General features: G+C 68.7%; 21 protein-coding genes. 15 read left to right on the top strand and 6 right to left on the bottom strand.

What is annotated here, in order from left to right; translation table 11 throughout:
• The first annotated feature begins 15 nt into the window (after positions 1-15).
• Positions 16-594 (top strand): hypothetical protein, encoded by a 579-nt coding sequence (locus IJ15_RS25975; RefSeq protein ID WP_156112033.1) that lies wholly within the window; start codon positions 16-18, stop codon positions 592-594.
• A 60-nt stretch (positions 595-654) separates the two neighbouring features.
• On the opposite strand, the gene IJ15_RS0106210 is transcribed toward IJ15_RS25975, so the two are convergent.
• The gene (locus tag IJ15_RS0106210; protein ID WP_231569438.1) at positions 655-882 is read right to left on the bottom strand and encodes a PLDc N-terminal domain-containing protein; all 228 of its coding nucleotides are present in this window, start codon (positions 880-882) and stop codon (positions 655-657) included.
• 113 nt (positions 883-995) lie between these two features.
• On the bottom strand, positions 996-1,817 hold the full coding sequence (ku, locus tag IJ15_RS0106205; protein ID WP_031937478.1) for a non-homologous end joining protein Ku: 822 nt from the start codon (positions 1,815-1,817) through the stop codon (positions 996-998).
• A gap of 195 nt (positions 1,818-2,012) precedes the next feature.
• Between ku and IJ15_RS0106200 the strand changes: the two genes are divergently transcribed.
• Complete coding sequence (locus IJ15_RS0106200; RefSeq protein WP_051918561.1) at positions 2,013-3,008, top strand: alkaline phosphatase family protein; 996 nt, start codon at positions 2,013-2,015, stop codon at positions 3,006-3,008.
• 1 nt (position 3,009) lies between these two features.
• Here IJ15_RS0106200 and IJ15_RS0106195 read toward each other — a convergent pair whose 3' ends face one another.
• Both IJ15_RS0106195 and IJ15_RS0106190 read right to left on the bottom strand, forming a co-directional pair.
• Positions 3,010-4,095 carry a lycopene cyclase family protein gene (locus IJ15_RS0106195; protein WP_231569437.1) on the bottom strand — a complete coding sequence of 362 codons (1,086 nt, stop codon included), beginning with the start codon at positions 4,093-4,095 and terminating at the stop codon, positions 3,010-3,012.
• 29 nt (positions 4,096-4,124) lie between these two features.
• The gene (locus tag IJ15_RS0106190; protein ID WP_031937475.1) at positions 4,125-4,895 is read right to left on the bottom strand and encodes an SDR family oxidoreductase; all 771 of its coding nucleotides are present in this window, start codon (positions 4,893-4,895) and stop codon (positions 4,125-4,127) included.
• Between the two features lie 164 nt (positions 4,896-5,059).
• Here IJ15_RS0106190 and IJ15_RS0106185 point away from each other — a divergent pair, with 164 nt between their 5' ends.
• The 4 genes from IJ15_RS0106185 (at position 5,060) to IJ15_RS0106170 (ending at position 7,847) form a co-directional block, all read left to right on the top strand.
• Positions 5,060-6,691 carry an ABC-F family ATP-binding cassette domain-containing protein gene (locus IJ15_RS0106185; protein ID WP_031937474.1) on the top strand — a complete coding sequence of 544 codons (1,632 nt, stop codon included), beginning with the start codon at positions 5,060-5,062 and terminating at the stop codon, positions 6,689-6,691.
• Positions 6,692-6,832: 141 nt separating this feature from the next.
• The gene (locus tag IJ15_RS0106180) at positions 6,833-7,057 is read left to right on the top strand and encodes a helix-turn-helix domain-containing protein (protein WP_031937473.1); all 225 of its coding nucleotides are present in this window, start codon (positions 6,833-6,835) and stop codon (positions 7,055-7,057) included.
• A 105-nt stretch (positions 7,058-7,162) separates the two neighbouring features.
• A complete protein-coding gene (locus tag IJ15_RS0106175) occupies positions 7,163-7,480 on the top strand; it encodes a hypothetical protein (RefSeq protein ID WP_031937472.1) in 318 nt (105 codons plus the stop codon).
• A 10-nt stretch (positions 7,481-7,490) separates the two neighbouring features.
• Positions 7,491-7,847 (top strand): hypothetical protein, encoded by a 357-nt coding sequence (locus IJ15_RS0106170; RefSeq protein ID WP_031937471.1) that lies wholly within the window; start codon positions 7,491-7,493, stop codon positions 7,845-7,847.
• A gap of 36 nt (positions 7,848-7,883) precedes the next feature.
• Here the strand turns inward: IJ15_RS0106170 and IJ15_RS0106165 are convergent, their stop codons facing one another.
• Together IJ15_RS0106165 and IJ15_RS0106160 are read right to left on the bottom strand one after the other, a co-directional pair.
• A complete protein-coding gene (locus IJ15_RS0106165; protein WP_031937470.1) occupies positions 7,884-8,450 on the bottom strand; it encodes a TetR/AcrR family transcriptional regulator in 567 nt (188 codons plus the stop codon).
• Between the two features lie 113 nt (positions 8,451-8,563).
• Entirely contained in the window at positions 8,564-11,362 is a 2,799-nt protein-coding gene (locus tag IJ15_RS0106160; RefSeq protein WP_031937469.1) for an aconitate hydratase, read from the bottom strand.
• A 321-nt stretch (positions 11,363-11,683) separates the two neighbouring features.
• Here IJ15_RS0106160 and IJ15_RS0106155 point away from each other — a divergent pair, with 321 nt between their 5' ends.
• From IJ15_RS0106155 to IJ15_RS0106115, 9 genes are all read left to right on the top strand, one after another.
• Positions 11,684-12,256 (top strand): Rv1476 family membrane protein, encoded by a 573-nt coding sequence (locus IJ15_RS0106155; protein WP_051918559.1) that lies wholly within the window; start codon positions 11,684-11,686, stop codon positions 12,254-12,256.
• A gap of 274 nt (positions 12,257-12,530) precedes the next feature.
• Positions 12,531-13,982, top strand: coding sequence for an NlpC/P60 family protein (locus tag IJ15_RS0106150; protein WP_031937467.1), 1,452 nt, complete (start codon positions 12,531-12,533; stop codon positions 13,980-13,982).
• 112 nt (positions 13,983-14,094) lie between these two features.
• Positions 14,095-15,213 (top strand): AAA family ATPase, encoded by a 1,119-nt coding sequence (locus IJ15_RS0106145; RefSeq protein WP_031937466.1) that lies wholly within the window; start codon positions 14,095-14,097, stop codon positions 15,211-15,213.
• Positions 15,210-16,166 (top strand): DUF58 domain-containing protein, encoded by a 957-nt coding sequence (locus IJ15_RS0106140; protein WP_031937465.1) that lies wholly within the window; start codon positions 15,210-15,212, stop codon positions 16,164-16,166. Before IJ15_RS0106145 ends, IJ15_RS0106140 begins: the two co-directional genes overlap by 4 nt.
• On the top strand, positions 16,163-17,143 hold the full coding sequence (locus IJ15_RS0106135) for a VWA domain-containing protein (RefSeq protein WP_031937464.1): 981 nt from the start codon (positions 16,163-16,165) through the stop codon (positions 17,141-17,143). Before IJ15_RS0106140 ends, IJ15_RS0106135 begins: the two co-directional genes overlap by 4 nt.
• Positions 17,144-17,212: 69 nt before the next feature.
• Positions 17,213-17,935, top strand: coding sequence for a 3-oxoacyl-ACP reductase FabG1 (fabG1, locus tag IJ15_RS0106130; RefSeq protein ID WP_031937463.1), 723 nt, complete (start codon positions 17,213-17,215; stop codon positions 17,933-17,935).
• Positions 17,936-17,987: 52 nt separating this feature from the next.
• On the top strand, positions 17,988-18,785 hold the full coding sequence (inhA, locus tag IJ15_RS0106125) for an NADH-dependent enoyl-ACP reductase InhA (RefSeq protein WP_031937462.1): 798 nt from the start codon (positions 17,988-17,990) through the stop codon (positions 18,783-18,785).
• 67 nt (positions 18,786-18,852) lie between these two features.
• Entirely contained in the window at positions 18,853-19,920 is a 1,068-nt protein-coding gene (locus tag IJ15_RS0106120) for a ferrochelatase (protein WP_031937461.1), read from the top strand.
• 58 nt (positions 19,921-19,978) lie between these two features.
• Complete coding sequence (locus IJ15_RS0106115) at positions 19,979-20,287, top strand: antibiotic biosynthesis monooxygenase (protein ID WP_031937460.1); 309 nt, start codon at positions 19,979-19,981, stop codon at positions 20,285-20,287.
• Positions 20,288-20,303 lie beyond the last annotated feature (16 nt).

Here is a 20,303-nt window from a genome sequence, read left to right as displayed (position 1 = left end):
AATACGGTGGGGTTCATGAGGGGTGGGATCAGTCATGGTGCAGCGCTGGTATCGATGGTGGGAGTGGCGGCGGCACTTGCCGGATGCGGTACCTCCGGGCAGTCGGGGAGTACGGAAATCGCAACAACGAGCGGGCACTTCGCGCCAGGCGCGTGGCTCCAACTGGAGGGTGCCTGGCCGGAACGGGTCTCCTTGCCCGCAGGAGGCGAGACCCGATGTGTCCGATACGGAGTCGACGAGCGCGGAGACGGCTGGCGAGAATTCTCGGCGCGAACCAGTGATTTCGCGGATTACGACGGGGGAGGCGAGTTCCCCGGACGTGATTTCGACATCGTGATCTACGTGCCGGACAACAGCGTGTATCCCGACGGGACGCCGTTCCTGCCTCACGCGATGATCCGATTCTCGGACCGCGATGCCCGATTCTTCAGTCTCGGCGCGGTAGAAGGCCAAGGCGCCACGATCACCGTGAGTGACAACGACCCCACGGTCGCGTTCGAGGTGGCCGGAAACGCGACCAGCATCGACACCGGACCGATCCCTGTCAGGGCCTCGGGCCGGATTGATTGCAAGTCGTTCGTCGACAAGCAGTGAACGGATACGAGCGCCGGCGGTAGGTTGAGGGGCGTGACCGGGCTCCTGGTGGCGGGCGGTTCAGCGGGCTCGTCGGCGTAGTGGTGGCGCGCCGAGCAGGAACCATGCTGCTGCGCCGAGCACGGGGAGAGCAATGACGAGCACGGACCACCAGAATTTCGATCCGGCGCGGTCGTGGCGGGTGCGAAAGATCGAGACCAGAGCCGCGGCGGTGAGCAGGGCGTAGGCGAGCATGATGAGCGTCGCTCGAATGTCGAAGCTGAGCGGCACCATCGGGTTGTGGTCCACGAAAAACTTCCCCTCCCCTCGGGACGATCCGAACTCGACGCTATCGGATGCGCACACGCAGAGCGCGATGCCGGGAGGGTCGCCGTATCGCGGACCACGACGACGGCCCCACTTCAGGCCCGCTTGCGTCGCGGCTTCTTCGCCGCGGTCGGTTCGGCGGCCGCCTCCAGGCTGCGCTGCAGCGCAGCGACCAGGTCGACGACCTCGGCGTCCTCGCCGCCCTCGGTCCGTTCGGCGGCGGGGATGACCTTCGTGCCGCCGCTGGCGATGGCGTCGTCGAGCAGTTGCCGCAGCTGGATCTGGTAGTCGTCGGTGAACTCGGTGGGGTCGAAGTTCTCGGCCATGCTCTCGACGAGGGTGCCGGCCATCTTCAGTTCCTTGGCCTTCGGTTCCTCGGCGTCGTCGAGGGACGGGAAGGCGGCGGCGCGCACCTCGTCGGGCCACAGCAACGTCTGGATCACCAGCACCCCGTCCCGTTCCCTCAGGGCGGCCAGTCGGGTCTTCTGGCGGAGCGTGAAGTGCACCAGTGCGGTGCGATCGGTCTCCTGCAGCGTCTTCGCCAGCAGCACGTACGCCTTCGGTGTGGCCGAGTCCGGTTCCAGGTAGTAGCTCTTCTCGAACAGGATCGGGTCGATCTGGTCGGTCGGCACGAACTGCAACACCGGGATCTCGTGCTTCTCGGCGGCCGGGAGTTTGTCGAAGTCCTCGTCGGTGAGGATGACGCGATCGCCCTCGTCGGAGTCGTAGGCCTTGTCGATGTCGGCGAACTGCACCGTCTGTCCGCACTCGCTGCACATCCGGTTGTATTTGATCCGGCCGCCGTCCTTGGCGTGGACCTGGTGGAAGCGGATGTCGTGGTCCTCCGTCGCGGAATACACCTTGACCGGCACGTTGACCAGCCCGAACGCGATGGAACCCTTCCAGATTGATCGCATGGAACCAACTATCGCCCACATCCGGGCTCGCGTCCGGTCCGCCGCGAAGATCATCACCATCTCGAGACAATCCGGCGACATCGAAGCGACCGGTAGGCATCCGCGCAGCGCCCGGGTCGAACGCTCGTCGAACAGCGGGCGAACAGTCTCGCGCACGCCGCGACAATTGGTCTAGGCCGATTCAGTCTGTTCGTTGTGACCAACAACATCACACCCCCCAAGGCCCTGTCCCTCCTCCTCGCGGCCGGTGCGGTTGCAGCAGGCACCGTCGCCGGCGCCGGCGCCGCGAACGCGGCTCCGGCCCCGGCGGTCACCAAGACCGTCGTCATCGGCCTCGACGGCACGATGCTCGACCACGTCAAGAGCGCGAACACCCCGAATCTGCATCGACTGATCGACGAGGGCACCAGCGGCCAGTCGTCGATCCTCGGGCACCCGACGATCTCCGGCCCGTCGTGGTCGACGATCCTCACCGGCGTGTGGCACACCAAGCACGGAGTGGTCGACAACTCGTACAGCGGTGCCCGCTACGACCTGTACCCGAGCGCGTTCACCCGCATCGAGCAGGCCGATCCGGCGCTGCGCACCGCGTCCATCTCCACGTGGGGTGGCATCGCCACCATCGCCGGATCCGGAACCCCGAAGGCCGACGTCGTCGTCAGCACCCCCGGCGCCGGCAGCGGCGCCGCGACGGACACGGCGACCGCGACCGCCGTCGCCACCGAGATCGCCACCAACGGACCGGACTTCGTGTTCACCCAGTTGGACCAGGTGGACGGTGCCGGACACTCGTCGGGTACCGCCGGCTCCGAGTACGTGCCGGCGCTCGAGCGTGTCGACGCCGAGGTCGGCAGGATCGTCGACGCCGTCGACGCCCGCAGCAAGGCGACCGGCGAGAAGTGGACGATCCTCGTCACCTCCGATCACGGGCACAAGCCGACCGGCGGGCACGGCGGCCAGAGTGCCGAGGAGGCAACGACGTTCGTGATCGCCCGCGGTGCCGGCTACCAGGCGGGCGCCACCGACGACGACGTGACGATCGCCGACATCACGCCCACCGTGCTCGACAATCTCGGTATCGCCCAGCCCGCGGACCTCGACGGTGCGCCGCTGCCCAAGACGGCCCCGCCCGCCACCGGGTCCGTCGGCCGACTGCCGTCCTGGATCCCGACCGGCTCGCTCGGTTCCTGAGTCACGACCGCCGGACGCCGGCCGCGGCCAGTGTCCGGCGGATCGGCGGTGGGACGGTCCGGAACAACTGCCACATCGTGGAGGCCGTCCCGCGGACGTCGCCGCGTCCCGACAGATAGGATCGCTGCCGCTCGACGGGTAGCGCGAAGAATGCGTCGAAGAACTCGGCGGTGCTCGCCGGATCGAGGTGCAGCAGCGCCCGCAGCCCCACCTCGCGCAGTGTCCGGACGGTGCGGGCCTGCAACGGCCACAACGCTTTTCCTGGATCGCCTCCCGATGCCAGCAGTCCGACGACGTCGTCGACGGCGCTCAGTGAGGTGGCCACGCTGTATCCGGTGCCCGGGTGGATCAGTCCCGCCCGGGCGCCGAACGTGGCGACGACGGCGCGGGATCGCGGCGCCTCGACGGGGAACCGGACGCGTTCCACCGGATTGTCGGCGGGAGGTTCGACGCCACGGTTGCGCAGGCGCGTGTCGAGGCGGCGCCGGAGTTCGTCGAGGGGAAGGCCTGGCCGTCCGACCAGGCACGTCTCCTCGAGCAGGACGGTGTCGTCGCCGAGCGGCACCGCGTACAGGAACGACGGCGGCTCGTCCGGGGCGGCGCCGTTGTCGCGCCGCCAGTCCATGAACCAGCAGTCCGCACCGCCCAGTGCAGGCGCCGCCGCCGACATCGGCAGCACGATCCCGAAGGCCGTCTGCTCGGCGAGCGCCGGGCCGGGGCGCAGTCCGCGGGCGTCGATCACCCGGGCGGCCCGGATGTCGGTGCCGTCCCGGAGGGTGACCACACCGGGCCCGACCTCGGCCGCGACGCCGCGCACGACGCGATCGACGCCGAGTCGCGCGTGCAATTCGGTGTTGTCGAGCACGGCGTACGCGCGGTCGATGGTGTGTTCCCGCGTCGCCCACACCCGGGGACGGGAGACGCGGGCGCGCAGCACCGACGAATCCAGCCACGACGGCAGTTCGTCGACCCAGGCCGCGTAGGTGGGCGCCCACGGCCGGTCGGGTGCCGGGTCGACCCCGACGACACTCAGTCCGGCTGCGGCGGCACGGTGCGCGAGGGCGCGGCCGGCGGGACCGAGTCCCACGACCGCGACATCGGCGGAGTGCGCAGCGATCAGAGCCCGCCCGTCGCGAGCAGTCCACCGTCGACGCGCACGGTCTCACCGGTGATCCACGCGGCGTCGTCGGAGACCAGGAACCCGACCAGGCCGGCGACGTCCTCGGGGGTGCCGAAGCGACCCATCGGATACGTCGACGACACCTGCTCCTCGCCGGCGGCGACCAGCGTGGCCGCGAAACTGGTCTTCACGACGCCCGGCGCCACGGCGTTGACCCGGATGGTCGGGCCCAGCTGCCACGCCAGTTCCTCGGTGAGCCGGATGAGCGCGGCCTTCGAGGCGCCGTACGCGGCGATCGTGCCCGTCGAACGGATACCGGCGACGCTCGCGAGGTTCACGACCGCGCCGCCGTGCTCGCCCATCCACGCCCGGTACGCCTCCTGGACGTAGCCGAGGGCGGCGACGACGTTGACGTCGAAGATCTTGCGCACGGCGTCGAGGTCGGCGTCCATCAACGCGCCGTACACCGGGTTGATGCCGGTGTTGTTGATCAGGATGTCGAGGGAACCGAGTTCGGCGACCGTCCGGGTGACGGCGTCGTGCCGGGCGTCGGCGTCGCCGGAGTTGCCGGCGATCGCGATCACCTTCCCGCCGTGCCCGAGGGCGCGCAGATCCGCGGCCGCGGCCTCGAGCGGTTCGGGTTTGCGCGCGGTAACCACCACGTTGGCGCCCCGCTCCAGCAGTTCCGCGGCGATGGCCTTGCCGATGCCACGGCTCGCGCCGGTGACCAGAGCGTTCCGTCCCTGCAGATCGTTCGCGCGTGTCATGGAAGCGAACGTTAGCGGAGTCACTAGACCGGGGCGCGATGGCGAGCCGAGGCCACGGTAAAATGGGTGGTTCTTGTGCCCAGTCGCGGGCACGATGACGTCCGATGTGCCCGCTCACGCGCGCTCGGGGCCGTTCCACTGATTGTCCACTCGAGGAGTTTTGCTTGATTACCGCCACCGACCTCGAAGTTCGTGCCGGTGTGCGGACCCTGCTGTCTGCACCGGGTCCGGCGCTGCGTGTGCAGGCCGGTGACCGGATCGGACTGGTCGGGCGGAACGGCGCCGGCAAGACCACCACGCTGCGCATCCTCGCGGGGGAGGGCGAGCCCTACGCGGGCGAGGTGATCCGCAGCGGTGACCTGGGCTACCTGCCGCAGGACCCCAAGGAGGGCAACCTCGACGTTCTCGCCAAGGACCGGGTGCTGTCCGCGCGCGGTCTCGACGAGATCATGCGCAGCATGGAGAAGCAGCAGACCATCATGGCCGAGGCCGTCGACGACGCCGTGCGCGACAAGGCCGTGCGCAAGTACGGTTCGCTCGAGGACCGGTTCTCGGCGCTCGGTGGCTATGTCGCCGAGTCCGAGGCGGCGCGCATCTGCAGCAGCCTCGGCCTGGCCGATCGGATCCTGGAGCAGCCGCTGCGCACCCTCTCCGGTGGTCAGCGTCGCCGCGTCGAGTTGGCTCGGATCCTGTTCGCCGCCTCCGACGGCTCCGGCGGCAAGTCGAACACGACGCTGCTGCTCGACGAGCCCACCAACCACCTCGACGCCGACTCCATCACGTGGCTGCGGGGCTTCCTGCAGAACCACGACGGCGGCCTGATCGTGATCAGCCACGACGTCGACCTGCTCAACGACGTCGTGAACCGGGTCTGGTTCCTCGACGCGGTCCGCGGCGAGGCCGACATCTACAACATGGGCTGGACGAAGTACCTCGACGCCCGCGCCACCGACGAGCAGCGTCGCCGGCGTGAGCGCGCCAACGCCGAGAAGAAGGCCGGCGCGCTGCGCGTGCAGGCGGCCAAGCTCGGTGCGAAGGCGACGAAGGCGACCGCCGCACAAAACATGGCCAAGCGGGCCGACAAGATGATGGCGGCGCTCGACGAGGTGCGTGTCGACGACAAGGTCGCCCACATCCGCTTCCCGGAACCGGCCGCCTGCGGCAAGACTCCGCTGATGGCGGAGAACCTCACCAAGATGTACGGCTCGCTGGAGATCTTCGCCGGCGTGGACCTGGCGATCGACCGGGGCAGCCGCGTGGTCGTCCTCGGTCTCAACGGCGCCGGAAAGACGACGCTGCTGCGCATCCTGGCGGGTACGGAGACGCCGAACGCCGGCGACCTCGTTCCCGGCCACGGTCTGAAGATCGGCTACTTCGCACAGGAGCACGACACCCTCGACGACGACGCGAGTGTGTGGGAGAACATCCGGCACGCCGCCCCCGACACGGGGGAGCAGGAGCTGCGGTCCCTGCTCGGTGCGTTCATGTTCACCGGTCCGCAGCTCGAGCAGCCGGCGGGCACGCTGTCCGGCGGTGAGAAGACCCGTCTGGCGCTGGCCGGCCTGGTGTCGTCGGCGGCCAACGTGCTGCTGCTCGACGAGCCGACCAACAACCTCGACCCGATCTCGCGTGAGCAGGTGCTCGACGCCCTCCGCAGCTACAAGGGCGCCGTCGTCCTCGTCACCCACGACCCGGGTGCCGCCGAGGCGCTGAACCCGGAGCGGGTCATCCTGCTGCCCGACGGCCAGGAGGATCACTGGTCGCAGGAGTACCTCGAGCTCATCCAGCTCGCCTAGGCGCACCGCGCCCGTACGCCTACCGGTAGCTGAAACTACGCAATCGGCGCACGGGCGGCGCAGCCGCCTGTTTCGTTGATCAGGCGCCGGAAAGTGATCTAGCCTGGAAACCGAGGCTCGCTCAGCTGACCGGAGGTCATCATGGCGGAGAGCACGGGAATCTCGCGGGGGGCCCGCATCACCGGGGAATCGCGTGACAAGCTCCGCGACGACCTCAAAGCACAGTACGAGGCCGGCGCGAGCATCCGTACCCTCGCCGAACAGACCGGCCGCTCGTACGGGTTCATCCACAACGTGCTCGTCGAAGCCGACGTGACCCTGCGGCGACGCGGTGGGCCGAATCGGCGCAAGAAGCCGGCGCAGTAGCCGACGCGGCGTACCGCCGGCTCGTTCTCGAAGTGACCGACCGTTGGTGGTCGGTCTCCTTTCTTTCCAGGTGGCGCGGAGAATCTGCTCGGTACGCTGGCGGGCATGGGTGGGGCCTTGCTGGTGCTGATGTCCATGATCGGCCCGCTGGTGTTGTTCGGGTGGGCGGCAATTCGGGCGAAGCGCCGCGGGCTCGGGGGGTCGTTCGTCGGGCCGTTCCAGGAGATGTTCGATCCCGGTGCGGCGCGAGCACAGATCGTTGTCGAGCAGATTGTGGGACTGCCGGATCCTGCGGACTCCGGTGACCCCGCCAACGACGACGATGTTCCGTACGCGGTGGTGTACGAGAGTGTCCGGCTCAGCATCGACCCGAGTGGTGCGCGTCGGCGTGGAGCTGACGGGACCACCGAGCGAGCGGGGTGAGCGCGTAGCCATGGGCTGGTTGGCACTCGTCGTTCTGGGGGCAGTGATCTCGGTGATGGTTGCGGTACTGCCCCGGCGGGACAGGCTCGGGCGGGCGTCGGGCTTCCCGTGGTTCTGGGTCGTGTTCCCTGCGACGTGCCTCGCCGTGGCTGCCGCGCTGGGTGTCTTCGGGTGGCCCCAGGTGGTTACCGGCGCGGGGAGCTACTGGTGGGATGCGCCCAGCTTCGGTCCGACGACGAGGCAGTTCCTCTCCGGCGAGCAGTACCAGCGGCTCGTGACACTGCGCCGGTTGCGATGGGTGCTGGCCGCGGTGTCCCTCGCGGGAATCGCGTTGTGCGTCCGGGTGTGGCGCCGACGCCGCGTGTGAGCCGGCCTGCGACGTTCTGGAACCCCGCGGCGTGGCTCACTCCTGACGCCGCACCGATTCCTCGACGAGATCGAGGACGGCCGAAAGGTTTTCGCCGCCGTGCCCGGAGGCGATGCGGGCGATGAGACCGTCGAGGACGAGATCGAGATAGTCGAGCAGGACATCGGTGGGCAGGTCGTCGCGCAGACGTCCGGCCGACTTCTGACGTTCGAGCCGGCGGACGGTGGCCTCGGTGAGTTCGGCGCTGCGCTGGGTCCAGTCGCGGGCGAATTCCGGGTCGGTGCGCAGGCGTCGGGCGATCTCGAGTCGGGTGCCGAGCCAGTCGAACTGCTCCGGTGAGGCGAGCATGTCACGCATCACCTGGACGAGACCGCCCTCGGCGACGACGTCGGCCATGCGTTTGGCGTCCTCGTGGGCAAGGGCGAGGAACAGTCCGTCCTTGTCCTTGAAGTGGTGGAAGATCGCACCGCGCGAGAGCCCGGTGGTTTCCTCGAGGCGGCGCACGGTCGCGCCGTCGTAGCCGTACTGCGCGAAGCACTGGCGGGCCCCGTCGAGAATCTGGCTCCGCCGTGCTGCGAGATGGTCTTCGCTGACCTTGGGCACAGCCGACATCCTTTCGTACGAAACTGCGACGGCGGGCCCGAGACTGACGTCCCGAGCCCGCCGTCAAACGCGCTGAAATGATCCCGGGGAACCGAGATCACACGATCAGGTGACTAGCCCCGGATCATGTTGCGCAGCACGTACTGCAGGATGCCGCCGTTGCGGTAGTAGTCCGCCTCGCCGGGGGTGTCGATGCGGACGACCGCGTCGAACTCGACCTTGGAGCCGTCGGCCTTGGTCGCGGTGACCTTGACCGTCTCCGGGGTGACGCCCTCGTTCAGCTTCTCGACGCCCGCGATGTCGAAGACCTCGGTGCCGTCCAGGCCCAGCGACCCGGCCGACTCGCCGGCGGGGAACTGCAGCGGGACGACGCCCATGCCGATGAGGTTCGAGCGGTGGATGCGCTCGAAGGACTCGACGATGACGGCCTTGACGCCGAGCAGGCTGGTGCCCTTGGCGGCCCAGTCACGCGACGAACCGGAGCCGTACTCCTTGCCGCCCAGCACGACCAGCGGGATGCCGGCCTTCTGGTAGTTCTGCGACGCGTCGTAGATGAACGACTGCGGTGCACCCTCGAGCGTGAAGTCGCGGGTGTAGCCGCCGGAGACGCCGTCGAGCAGCTGGTTCTGCAGGCGGATGTTCGCGAACGTGCCGCGGATCATCACCTCGTGGTTGCCGCGACGCGAGCCCAGGGAGTTGTAGTCCTTGCGCTCGACACCGTTGGCGTCCAGGTACTGCGCGGCCGGGGTGCCGGGCTTGATGGGGCCGGCCGGGCTGATGTGGTCGGTGGTGACCGAGTCGCCCAGCAGCGCGAGCACGCGAGCGCCCGAGATATCGGAGACCGGAGCCGGATCCATCGTCATGCCGTCGAAGTACGGCGCCTTGCGGACGTAGGTCGACTTCTCGTCCCACGCGAAGGTGTCGCCCTCCGGGGTGGCCAGGTTCTGCCAGCGCTCGTCGCCCTTGAAGACGTCGGCGTAGGACTTGCGGAACATGTCCTGGCTGATCGACGTCTTGATGGTGTCGTCGATCTCCTGGGCGGACGGCCAGATGTCCTTGAGGAAGACGTCGTTGCCGTCCTGGTCCTGACCCAGAGCGTCGGTCTCGAAGTCGAAGTCCATGGTGCCGGCCAGCGCGTACGCGATGACGAGCGGCGGCGACGCCAGGTAGTTCATCTTGACGTCGGGGGAGATGCGACCCTCGAAGTTGCGGTTACCGGAGAGGACCGCGGTGACCGACAGGTCGTGCTCGTTGATCGCCTTGGAGATCTCCTCCGGCAGCGGACCGGTGTTGCCGATGCAGGTGGTGCAGCCGTAGCCGCCCAGGTAGAAGCCGAGCTTCTCGAGGTACGGCCACAGGCCGGCCTTCTCGTAGTAGTCGGAGACGACCTGCGAGCCGGGCGCCATGTTGGTCTTGACCCACGGCTTGGTCTCGAGGCCCTTCTCGACCGCGTTGCGGGCGAGCAGTGCGGCGCCGAGCATGACCGACGGGTTCGAGGTGTTGGTGCAGGACGTGATGCCCGCGACCGCGACCGCGCCGTGGTCGAGGACGAACTCGCCGCGGTCGGTCGTCACCGTGACCGGCTTGGACGGACGGCCGTGCGAACCGTTGGCAGCCGACGGAACCGCGGCGACGTCGGAGACGCCGGCGGTCGAGGCCGGGTCGGACGCCGGGAAGGACTCCTCGACGGCCTCGTCCAGGTCGGAGTGTGCAGCCTCGGCACCGTTGGTGACGTAGGTGACGATGTCGCGACGGAACGCGTCCTTGGACTCCGACAGCAGGATGCGGTCCTGCGGGCGCTTCGGGCCGGCGATCGACGGCACGACGGTGCCGAGATCCAGCTCGAGGTACTCGGAGTAGGCGGGCTCCTTGTCGGCGTCGTGCCACATGCCCTGTTCCTTGGCGTACGCCTCGACGAGCGCGAGCTGCTCGTCGCTGCGGCCGGTCAGGCGCAGGTAGTTGATGGTCTCACCGTCGATCGGGAAGATCGCCGCGGTGGAACCGAACTCGGGGCTCATGTTGCCCAGGGTCGCGCGGTTCGCCAGCGGCACCTCGGCGACGCCCTTGCCGTAGAACTCGACGAACTTGCCGACGACGCCGTGCTTGCGCAGCATGTCGGTGACGGTGAGCACGACGTCGGTCGCGGTCACGCCGGGCTTGATCTCACCGGTCAGCTTGAAGCCGACGACGCGCGGGATCAGCATGGAGACCGGCTGGCCGAGCATCGCGGCCTCGGCCTCGATGCCGCCGACGCCCCAGCCCAGCACGCCCAGGCCGTTGACCATCGTGGTGTGCGAGTCGGTGCCGACGCAGGTGTCGGGGTACGCCTGGCCGTTGCGGGTCATGACGGTCGGTGCCAGGTACTCGATGTTGACCTGGTGCACGATGCCCATGCCCGGGGGGACGACCTTGAAGTCGTCGAACGCGCCCTGGCCCCAGCGCAGGAACTGGTAGCGCTCGCCGTTGCGCTGGTACTCGAGGTCGACGTTGCGCTCGAGGGCGTCGGCCTGGCCGAAGACGTCGAGGATCACCGAGTGGTCGATGACCATGTCGGCGGGGGAGAGCGGGTTGACCTTGTTCGGGTCGCCGCCGAGGGTGGTGACGGCCTCACGCATGGTGGCGAGGTCGACGACACACGGCACGCCGGTGAAGTCCTGCATGATCACGCGTGCGGGCGTGAACTGGATCTCGACGCTCGGCTGAGCCGAGGGGTCCCAGTTCGCGATGGCGCGAATGTGATCGGCGGTGATGTTGGCGCCGTCCTCGGTGCGCAGCAGGTTCTCGGCGAGAACCTTCAGCGCGTAGGGCAGCTTCTCGGTGCCGGGGACGGACGCGAGGCGGAAGATCTCGTACGAGTTGTCTCCGACCTCTAGCGTTCCCTTGGCGCCGAACGAATCAATACTGGTGGTCACGTCAGCTCCACTCGTCTTTGAGGTTCGCCGTCGACGGGGCTGTGTCGACGGCTGAAGCGAGGCACGCGAACAGTGCCCGATCCGGTCGGTGGACCGAACCCGAACAGTTCCGCGGGCGTCTCGAATGAAGTCTAACAGTACGCTTGTCCTGTGAGACTGCAGGGTCTTGTCAGGTTTCGCCGGGCGGGCCCGGGCCGGTTCGCGTCGATCCAATCCTCACGCAGTCGGCGCGCGCGCACAACTGCGGGGACGGTGGACACGGTGGCCCGTCACGTACTGTGCAGTGCACGCTTGCCCTTCGTCACCGACCCCGGATGAGAGATGTCTGTTCCTATCGCGCACGCCCTGCTCCCGCACGCCACCACCATTCCCGATGGCGTCTCCATCGACTCGGTGCTCGCGGATCTCGCGGACGACGGAGTCTCGGCGCCCGCATCGGACGTGGACGGTCTCCGCGACGTCGTGATCCGCGCCGAGGACCACGGGATCAAGCTGAGCGTCGTTGTGGTGGACAAGGACCCGGCTCGGGCCGAGTACTTGCGGGATCTCGCCTCGGAGGTGGGGCAGTCCGAGGGCGGTACGGTGCTCGTCCTGTCGCCGTCCTCGCCCGGTACCTACAGCGACACGGTGAGCCGCGTCGTGCTCGAGGGCGCGCAGGACCACACCTACACCGGCAACGCGGTGCAGTCGGCGAACAATTTCGTCGACGAGATCACCGATTCCGGTACGCCCTGGGCGCTGATCACGGCGCTGTTGGTGCTGGTGGTCGTGCTGGTGGGTGGGGCGTCCTACGTCGCGAAGGTCCGTCGCGGCCCAGACGCCACCACGTCGACGCCGACCGCCGCGGTGCCGTCCGCCGGTTCCGATCTCGGCGGGGACCGCAACACTCCCTGACACCCGACGTTCGCCGCGCGAACGTCCACCTGCCGAATCGACGACCCCTGCCTGCGCGAGGGTCGTCGATTCGGTGTATTCACGCCATTTCCCCAGGTCGAATTACTGCCACGTCATTTGTGACAAGAGTTCACCAGGGAGCGCAAAGTGTCGTACGGTGCCAATGGCACTTTCTGGGGAAGAAGTGTCTAGAGAAGCGTCGGGCGAGTTTCCGGCCCGGTCGCAGCCGTTGGGAGGTCTTGTGAGGCGCAGTTCCAGACGCACACGCGTCGGCGTGCGACGTCCGGACTTCCCGCCTACGGTTTCCCGGTTCGCCCGAGTCGTGCTGGGACTGAGCGTCGTCGGGGCCTTGGTGGCGGGGACGCCGGGCATCGCGGCCGCGGTACCGCCGCCACCGCCCAATCCGTCCGACGCCGAGATCGAGAGCGGAAATGCCCAGGTCTCCGACGGTGTCGTCGAGGTGGGGGATCTGATCAACCAGGTGGCCACCGCGAACCAGGAACTGTCCCGACTCGACGACGAGGTCGCCATCAGGCGCGAGGACGTCAACCGCGCCCTCGTCGACCTGCAGAGCGCGCGGGACGCCGCCGACGCGGCCGACGGCATGGTCGCGCAGAGCCAGCAGGCGCTCACGGATGCCGGAACGCAGATCGAGCAGGCGCAGAAGCGGTTCACCGACTACGCGGTGTCGAGTTACACCAAGGGCCGGAACGTGTCGTCACTGTCGTCGTACTTCGGAGCCGAGGGACCCGACGACGTCCTCGACCGCGCACAGACCCTGCGGCTGCTGTCGGGCAGCCAGAAGGCGGTCCTCGACAACCTGCAGCGGGCGCGGACCGAGCAGGCCAACCGTGACTCCGCCGCTCGCGAGGCCAAGCAGCGCGCGGACGCCGCCGCGAGCGAGGCCGAGTCGAAGAAGGCGGAAGCGGAGCAGTCGATCGTCGCCGCCCGCAGCGCGCTCGAGGAGCAGGCGTCCCGGAAGGCGCGGATCGAGGCCGACCGGAACGCGGCCCAGACGCAACTCGACGCGGCCCGCAGCAACGTTGCCGGACTGCAGGGGCAGCGCGAGGCCTACATCGACTGGGACAACCAGCGGCAAGCGGAGGAGGCGGCCGCGGCGGCCGCCGCAGCCGCTGCTCAGGAGGCGGCGCGGCGGGCCGCGGAGGATCGTGCGGCCAACGACCGGGCGTCCCAGTTGGCGGACGGTCAGCGTCCGCACACCCAGATCGACGACGGGGACTCCGGCGGCTGGACGCCGCCGGCGCAGTCGGCACCGCGCCCGATGTCGCCGGCCGTCACCGGGGGTGCGGCGATCGAGACGGTGATCGACCGAGGCATGTCGCAACTGGGTGTCCCCTATGCGTGGGGCGGCGGCAACGCCAGCGGCCCGACCCTCGGCATCCGGGACGGCGGCGTCGCCGACAGCTTCGGAGATTTCGACAAGATCGGATTCGACTGCTCCGGACTGATGATCTACGCCTTCGCCGGTGCCGGGATCTCCCTGCCGCACTACTCCGGATACCAGTACACGGCGGGCACCCAGGTGGCGGTGTCGGAGATGCGGCGCGGCGACATGATCTTCTACGGTCCCAACGCGAGTCAGCACGTCGCGCTCTACCTCGGCGACGGAACGATGCTCGAGGCGCCGCAGTCCGGGTCGATCGTGAAGGTCTCACCGGTGCGATGGGACGGGATGACGCCCTACGCTGTCCGTATGGTGTCCTAGGTCACGTCGCCTGGCTGCGGTCTGCGGGCGACACCTGGAATAGTTGAACGGACGGTCGAGTCAGTCGAGTCGGTCGAGTTGATGAGAACGATCTAGGTGGAAGCGGGGATTCTTGGTGACCTCACGTGACGGCGCGGTAGCTGGGTCCGGCTCGGAGGGGGCGCACGCGAGCGCGGGGACGCCGGTGTCCGATCTCGCTCGTGACGTGCACACCCTCGAACGGGCGATCTACGAGGTCAAGCGAGTCATCGTGGGACAGGACAGGCTGGTCGAGCGCATGCTCGTCGGTGTGCTCGCCAAGGGACACGTACTGCTCGAAGGCGTTCCGGGTGTCGCGAAGACCCTCGCGGTCGAGACGTTCGCGAAGGTTGTCGGCGGATCGTTCTCCCGCGTGCAGTTCACCCCGGACCTGGTGCCCACCGACCTGATCGGCACCCGCATCTACCGGCAGGGCCGCGAACAGTTCGACACCGAACTCGGCCCGGTCGTGGCGAACTTCCTGCTTGCCGACGAGATCAACCGTGCACCCGCGAAGGTGCAGTCGGCGCTGCTCGAGGTCATGGCCGAACGGCACGTGTCGATCGGCGGCAAGACGTACCCGATGCCCGAGCCGTTCCTGGTGATGGCGACGCAGAACCCCATCGAGAACGAGGGTGTCTATCCGCTGCCGGAGGCGCAGCGGGACCGCTTCCTGTTCAAGGTGCTCGTCGACTATCCGTCGGTGGAGGAGGAGCGCGAGATCGTCTACCGGATGGGTGTCGCCGCACCGGAGCCCCATCAGGTTCTCGACGCGCAGGAACTGGTCCGGCTGCAGAAGGTCGCGAGCAACGTGTTCGTCCACCATGCGCTGGTCGACTACGTGGTCCGGGTGATCGCCGCGACCCGCACCCCGCGACAGTTCGGCCTCGACGACGTCGCCGGCTGGATCGCGTACGGGGCATCGCCGCGCGCGACGCTCGGCATCATCTCCGCATCGCGCGCGCTGGCTCTGCTGCGCGGACGCGACTACGTCGTCCCGCAGGACGTACTCGAGGTCATTCCCGACGTGTTGCGGCACCGTCTGGTCCTGTCGTACGACGCGCTCGCCGACGAGGTGTCGCCGGAGGACGTGATCGCCCGGGTGCTGCAGACGGTCGGACTGCCGCAGGTCGGCGCTCAGCCGGTCGCGCCGCCGGCGCCGCCCGCGTTCGAGCCCGCGTCCCTGTCTGCGACGGGCACGCAGCAACAGTGACCCGGCGCGCGGCAGCGGTGCCGTCGTTCCGTTCCGGATCGCTGCGCGACCCGGAGCTGACCGCGGCCCTGCGGACTCTCGAACTCACCGTGCGCCGACGACTGGACGGGGTGCTGCACGGCGATCACCTCGGACTGATTCCCGGGCCGGGTTCCGAACCGGGTGACGCCCGGGAGTACCAGCCCGGTGACGATGTGCGGCAGATGGATTGGTCGGTGACCGCCCGCACCACCCATCCGCACGTCCGGCAGACGGTTGCCGACCGGGAACTCGAGACCTGGCTCGTGGTCGACCTGTCGTCGAGCCTGGACTTCGGAACCGTCGGATGCGAGAAGCGTGACCTGGCGGTGGCCGCGGCATCGGCCATCACGTACCTGGCCGGGGGCAGTGGGAACCGGATCGGTGCGATCGTCGCGACCGGCGATCGGACGGTGCGGATTCCGGCGCGCGGGGGACGCGTCCACGCGCAGGCGATGCTCCGGCGCATCGCCTCCACACCGCACGCGGCCGACGGCGTCCGGGGAGACCTGCGCGGTGCCCTCGAGTCGCTCCGCCGTCCGGAGCGTCGACGCGGACTGGCCGTCGTCATCAGCGACTTCCTGGGGCCGATCGACTGGGAACGCTCGCTGCGGGCCCTGTCCGGCCGACACGATCTGCTCGGCATCGAGGTCCTGGACCCGCGTGACACGGCGCTGCCCGACGCGGGCGACGTGGTGCTGTTCGATCCCGAATCGGGACGGACACGGGAGTTCTCGACCACACCCCAGCTGCGTGCGGACTTCGCGCGCGCCGCGCAGTCGCATCGGGCGGACGTCGAGGCGACGCTGCGCCGCTGCGGGGCGCCGCGCCTGAGCCTGAGCACGGATCGGGACTGGATCGCCGACGTGGTGCGGTTCGTCTCCTCCCGGCGGCACAGCTACGGGGCGCCCGGAACCCGGGTGGCACGCGGATGAGCCTGTCGCAGTTCGCCTCTCCGTGGTGGTTGCTGTTCCTTGCGGTCGTCGCGGCGCTGGTCGCGGGCTACGTCGTCGTCCAGCGTCGCCGTCAGAAGCACGTGTTGCGCTTTGCGAACATGGAGCTGCTCGAGAAGGTCGCGCCCAACCGGCCGAACCTGACCCGGCACATTCCGATCGCCCTGATGCTCGTCGGCCTGGTCTTCCTGACCGTCGCGCTGGCCGGGCCCACCGCCGACAAGCGGGTGCCACGGAACCGCGCGACGGTGGTGCTGGTGATCGACGTGTCACTGTCGATGAAGGCCACCGACGTCGAACCGAGCCGGCTCGCGGCCGCGCAGGAGGCGGCCAAGGCGTTCGCCGAAGGCCTGACCCCCGGCATCAACCTCGGGTTGGTCGCGTTCGCCGGCACCGCCTCGGTCCTGGTCTCTCCCACGCCCAACCGTGACGAGACGAAGGCCGCGATCGACAATCTCGAGCTCAGCGAGCGCACGGCGACCGGTGAGGCGATCTTCACGTCGTTGCAGTCGATCGACACGCTCGCGGCCGTCCTCGGCGGCAGTGAGCAGGCGCCGCCGGCGCGGATCGTCTTGCTTTCCGACGGCAAGCAGACGGTGCCCGAGGGCGAGGACGACCCGCGTGGCGGGTTCACCGCGGCCCGGCTGGCCAAGGACAAGGGCGTGCCGATCTCCACGATCTCGTTCGGCACCAACTACGGCACCGTCGAGATCGAGGGCGACCGCATCCCGGTCCCGGTGGACGATCCGTCGTTGCGAGAGATCGCGAATCTCTCCGGCGGCAGCTTCTTCACCGCGTCCAGCCTCGAGGAACTGCGCGACGTGTACGACACCCTCGAGGAGCAGATCGGTTTCGAGAACGCCCGCGGTGACGCCAGCCGTCCCTGGCTGGTGCTGGGCGTGCTCTTCAGCGCGGCGGGACTGGCGACGGCGTTGGTCCTGCGCCAGCGCGTGCCCTGATCCGGTCCGCTTCGTCGAATTCGTCCACCTGCGCCCGAAACCGGCGACCGAACAGATAGGTTTGACCGCATGTCGAATTCCAGCTCCCCGTCCCGTTCCGTGCTCGTGACCGGAGGCAACCGCGGTATCGGCCTGGCCGTCGCGCGGCGCCTTCTGGACGACGGACACAAGGTTGCCGTCACCCACCGCGGGTCGGGCGTGCCGGAGGGCCTGTTCGGCGTCAAGTGCGATGTGACGGACTCGGAGTCGATCGACCGCGCCTTCAAGGAGGTCGAGGAGCATCAGGGTCCGGTGGAGGTGCTGGTCGCCAACGCGGGTATCACCGACGACACGCTGCTCATGCGGATGGACGAGGAGCAGTTCTCGCGCGTCATCGACTCCAATCTCACGGGCGCCTTCCGGTGCGCCAAGCGCGCCAACCGGGCCATGCTGCGCGCGCGTTGGGGACGGATGATCTTCCTGGGCTCGGTCGTCGGTATGGCCGGACAGGCGGGTCAGATCAACTACGCGGCCTCCAAGGCCGGCGTCATCGGCATGGCGCGCTCGATCACCCGTGAACTGGGCTCGCGGTCGATCACCGCGAACGTCGTGGCGCCGGGCTTCATCGAGACCGACATGACTGCCGAGCTGTCCGAGGATCTGCGCGAGACCGCCAAGAAGTTCATCCCGCTGCAGCGCCTGGGCAAGGCCGAGGATGTCGCCGCGGTGGTCAGCTTCCTCGCCTCCGAGGACTCCGCGTACGTCTCCGGCGCCGTGATCCCGGTCGACGGCGGCATGGGCATGGGTCACTAGATTCGCCCGAAACCTCACGCACCCAACGACTTTCATCAACAGGAGTAGCAACATGGGCGGACTGCTCGCGGGCAAGACCATTCTCGTCACCGGCATCATCACCGACGCCTCGATCGCGTTCCACGTCGCGAAGGTGGCACAGGAGCAGGGCGCGAAGGTGATCATCACCGGATTCGACCGACTGCGGCTGATCGATCGCGTCGCGCAGCGTCTGCCGCAGCCGGTGCCGCCGGCCGTCGAGCTGAACGTCCAGGACGACGAACACCTCGCGACCCTCGCCGACCGAGTTCGCGAGCTGGCGCCCGAGGGCATCGACGGCGTCGTGCACTCCATCGCGTTCTCGCCGCGCTCGGGTCTCGGCGCACCGTTCCTGGACGCGCCGTGGTCGGACATCTCGAAGGCGATGGAGGTCTCCGCGTACTCGTACGCGTCGCTGGCGAAGGCGCTGCTGCCGGTCCTCAACGACAACGCGTCGATCGTCGGCATGGACTTCGACCCGTCGCGCGCGATGCCGTTCTACAACTGGATGGGCGTGTCCAAGGCCACGCTCGAGGCAGTGAACCGGTATGTCGCCAAGGAGGTCGGCGTCCGCGGGATCCGCTCCAACCTCGTGGCGGCCGGCCCGGTCAAGACGCTCGCCGCGAAGGCCATCGCCGGCGACGCCACCGGCCCCGGTGCGGAACTGAACAAGCTCAATACCGCGTGGGACAACGCCGCGCCGATCGGCTGGGACGTCGACGACCCGACTCCCGTCGCGAAGAGTGTGTGCACCGTGCTCTCGGACTGGTTGCCCGGCACCACGGCGTCGATCATCTACGTCGACGGCGGCTTCCATGCGGTGGTCGGCTGACCCGTCGCGGGCAGAGATTTCGGCCCCGTCGCGGGCGGCGATTTCGGCACTGGGCGAGAATGAGGGCATGAGCGGACAGCGGGACACGGACTTCGACGCACTCCTCGTGCTCTCCTTCGGGGGACCGGAGAAGCCCGAGGACGTGATGCCGTTCCTCGAGAACGTCACCCGCGGACGGGGCGTGCCACCGGAACGCCTCGCCGCGGTGGCCGAGCACTACATGCACTTCGGGGGCGTGTCGCCGATCAACGCGCTCAACCGGGACATCATCGGACGCGTCGAGGCCGAACTACGCGGCGCCGGAATCGATCTGCCGGTGTACTTCGGCAACCGCAACTGGCATCCGATGGTGGAGGACACCGTCGCCCGCATGCGTGACGACGGTGTCCGCAACGCCCTGGTGTTCCCGACGTCGGCGTGGGGCGGCTACTCCGGGTGCCGGCAGTACGACGAGGACATCGCGCGGGCCCGGACCGCGGTGACCGACGCGCCGACGCTGGCGAAGCTTCGGCAGTACTACGACCACCCGTTGATGGTCGCCGCGTTCGCGGACGCGATCCGTGCTGCGCGCGAGGAGCTTTCGGAGGGCGTCCGGGATCACGCCCGGTTGGTGTTCACCGCACATTCGGTGCCCATCGCGGCCGACGCGAACGCAGGCCCGCCGGCCGAGGGCGGCAACCTGTACAGCCGCCAGGTCGCGGACGCCTCCCGTCTGTGCGCGGAGGTCGCCGGCGTCGACGACTTCGACCTGGTGTGGCAGTCGCGGTCCGGCCCGCCGCAGGTGCCGTGGCTCGACCCCGACATCTGCGATCATCTCGAGACGGTGGCCGCCGCGGGTGCTCCGGCGGTGATCGTGTGCCCGGTCGGGTTCGTGTCGGACCACCTCGAGGTGGTGTGGGACCTCGACACCGAGGCCCGGGACAAGGCCGCGGAGTTGGGCATCGAGTTCGCGCGTGCCGCGACGCCGGGGACGGATTCGCGGTTCCCGCAGATGATCCGGGAGCTCGTGGAGGAGCGCCGCTCCGGCGCCGCGCCGGTACGTCTCGGCAGGGAACCGCTGCTGGGTGCGACCGTGGACGGGTTGCCGTGTGCGGTGAACTGCTGCGCGCCGGCGCGGCGTCCGGGCGGGAACTGAATCGATCGGCGCTCCGGGTGCTTGACCTCGACCTGGCTCGAGGTTCTAGGTTCGCGTGATGACCGAGATTCTGCGTATCGACAAGTTCCACGTCCCCGAGTCGTCCCTGCACGAGTTCCTGGCGAAGGTGCGGGAGACCCACGAAACGCTGGGGCGCCTGGACGGCATCGTCGGGAACGACGTCGTCCGGCTGCACGAGGGCGAGAGTCGCTTCAATGTGGTCACCGTCGTGAAGTGGAGGGACCGGCATGCACACGATGCGGCTGGGCGAGTGATGGCCGAACGGGCCCGCAACACCGGTTTCGACAGGACCGCGTTCTGGAATCGTCTCGGCATCGAAGCGGATCTGGGGATGTACACGACCTAGGTGTGATGCCCGGGCA

The sequence above is a fragment of the Prescottella defluvii genome, from assembly GCF_000738775.1.
Lineage (GTDB): Bacteria > Actinomycetota > Actinomycetes > Mycobacteriales > Mycobacteriaceae > Prescottella > Prescottella defluvii.
This window is presented reverse-complemented; position numbering and strand designations above follow the sequence as displayed.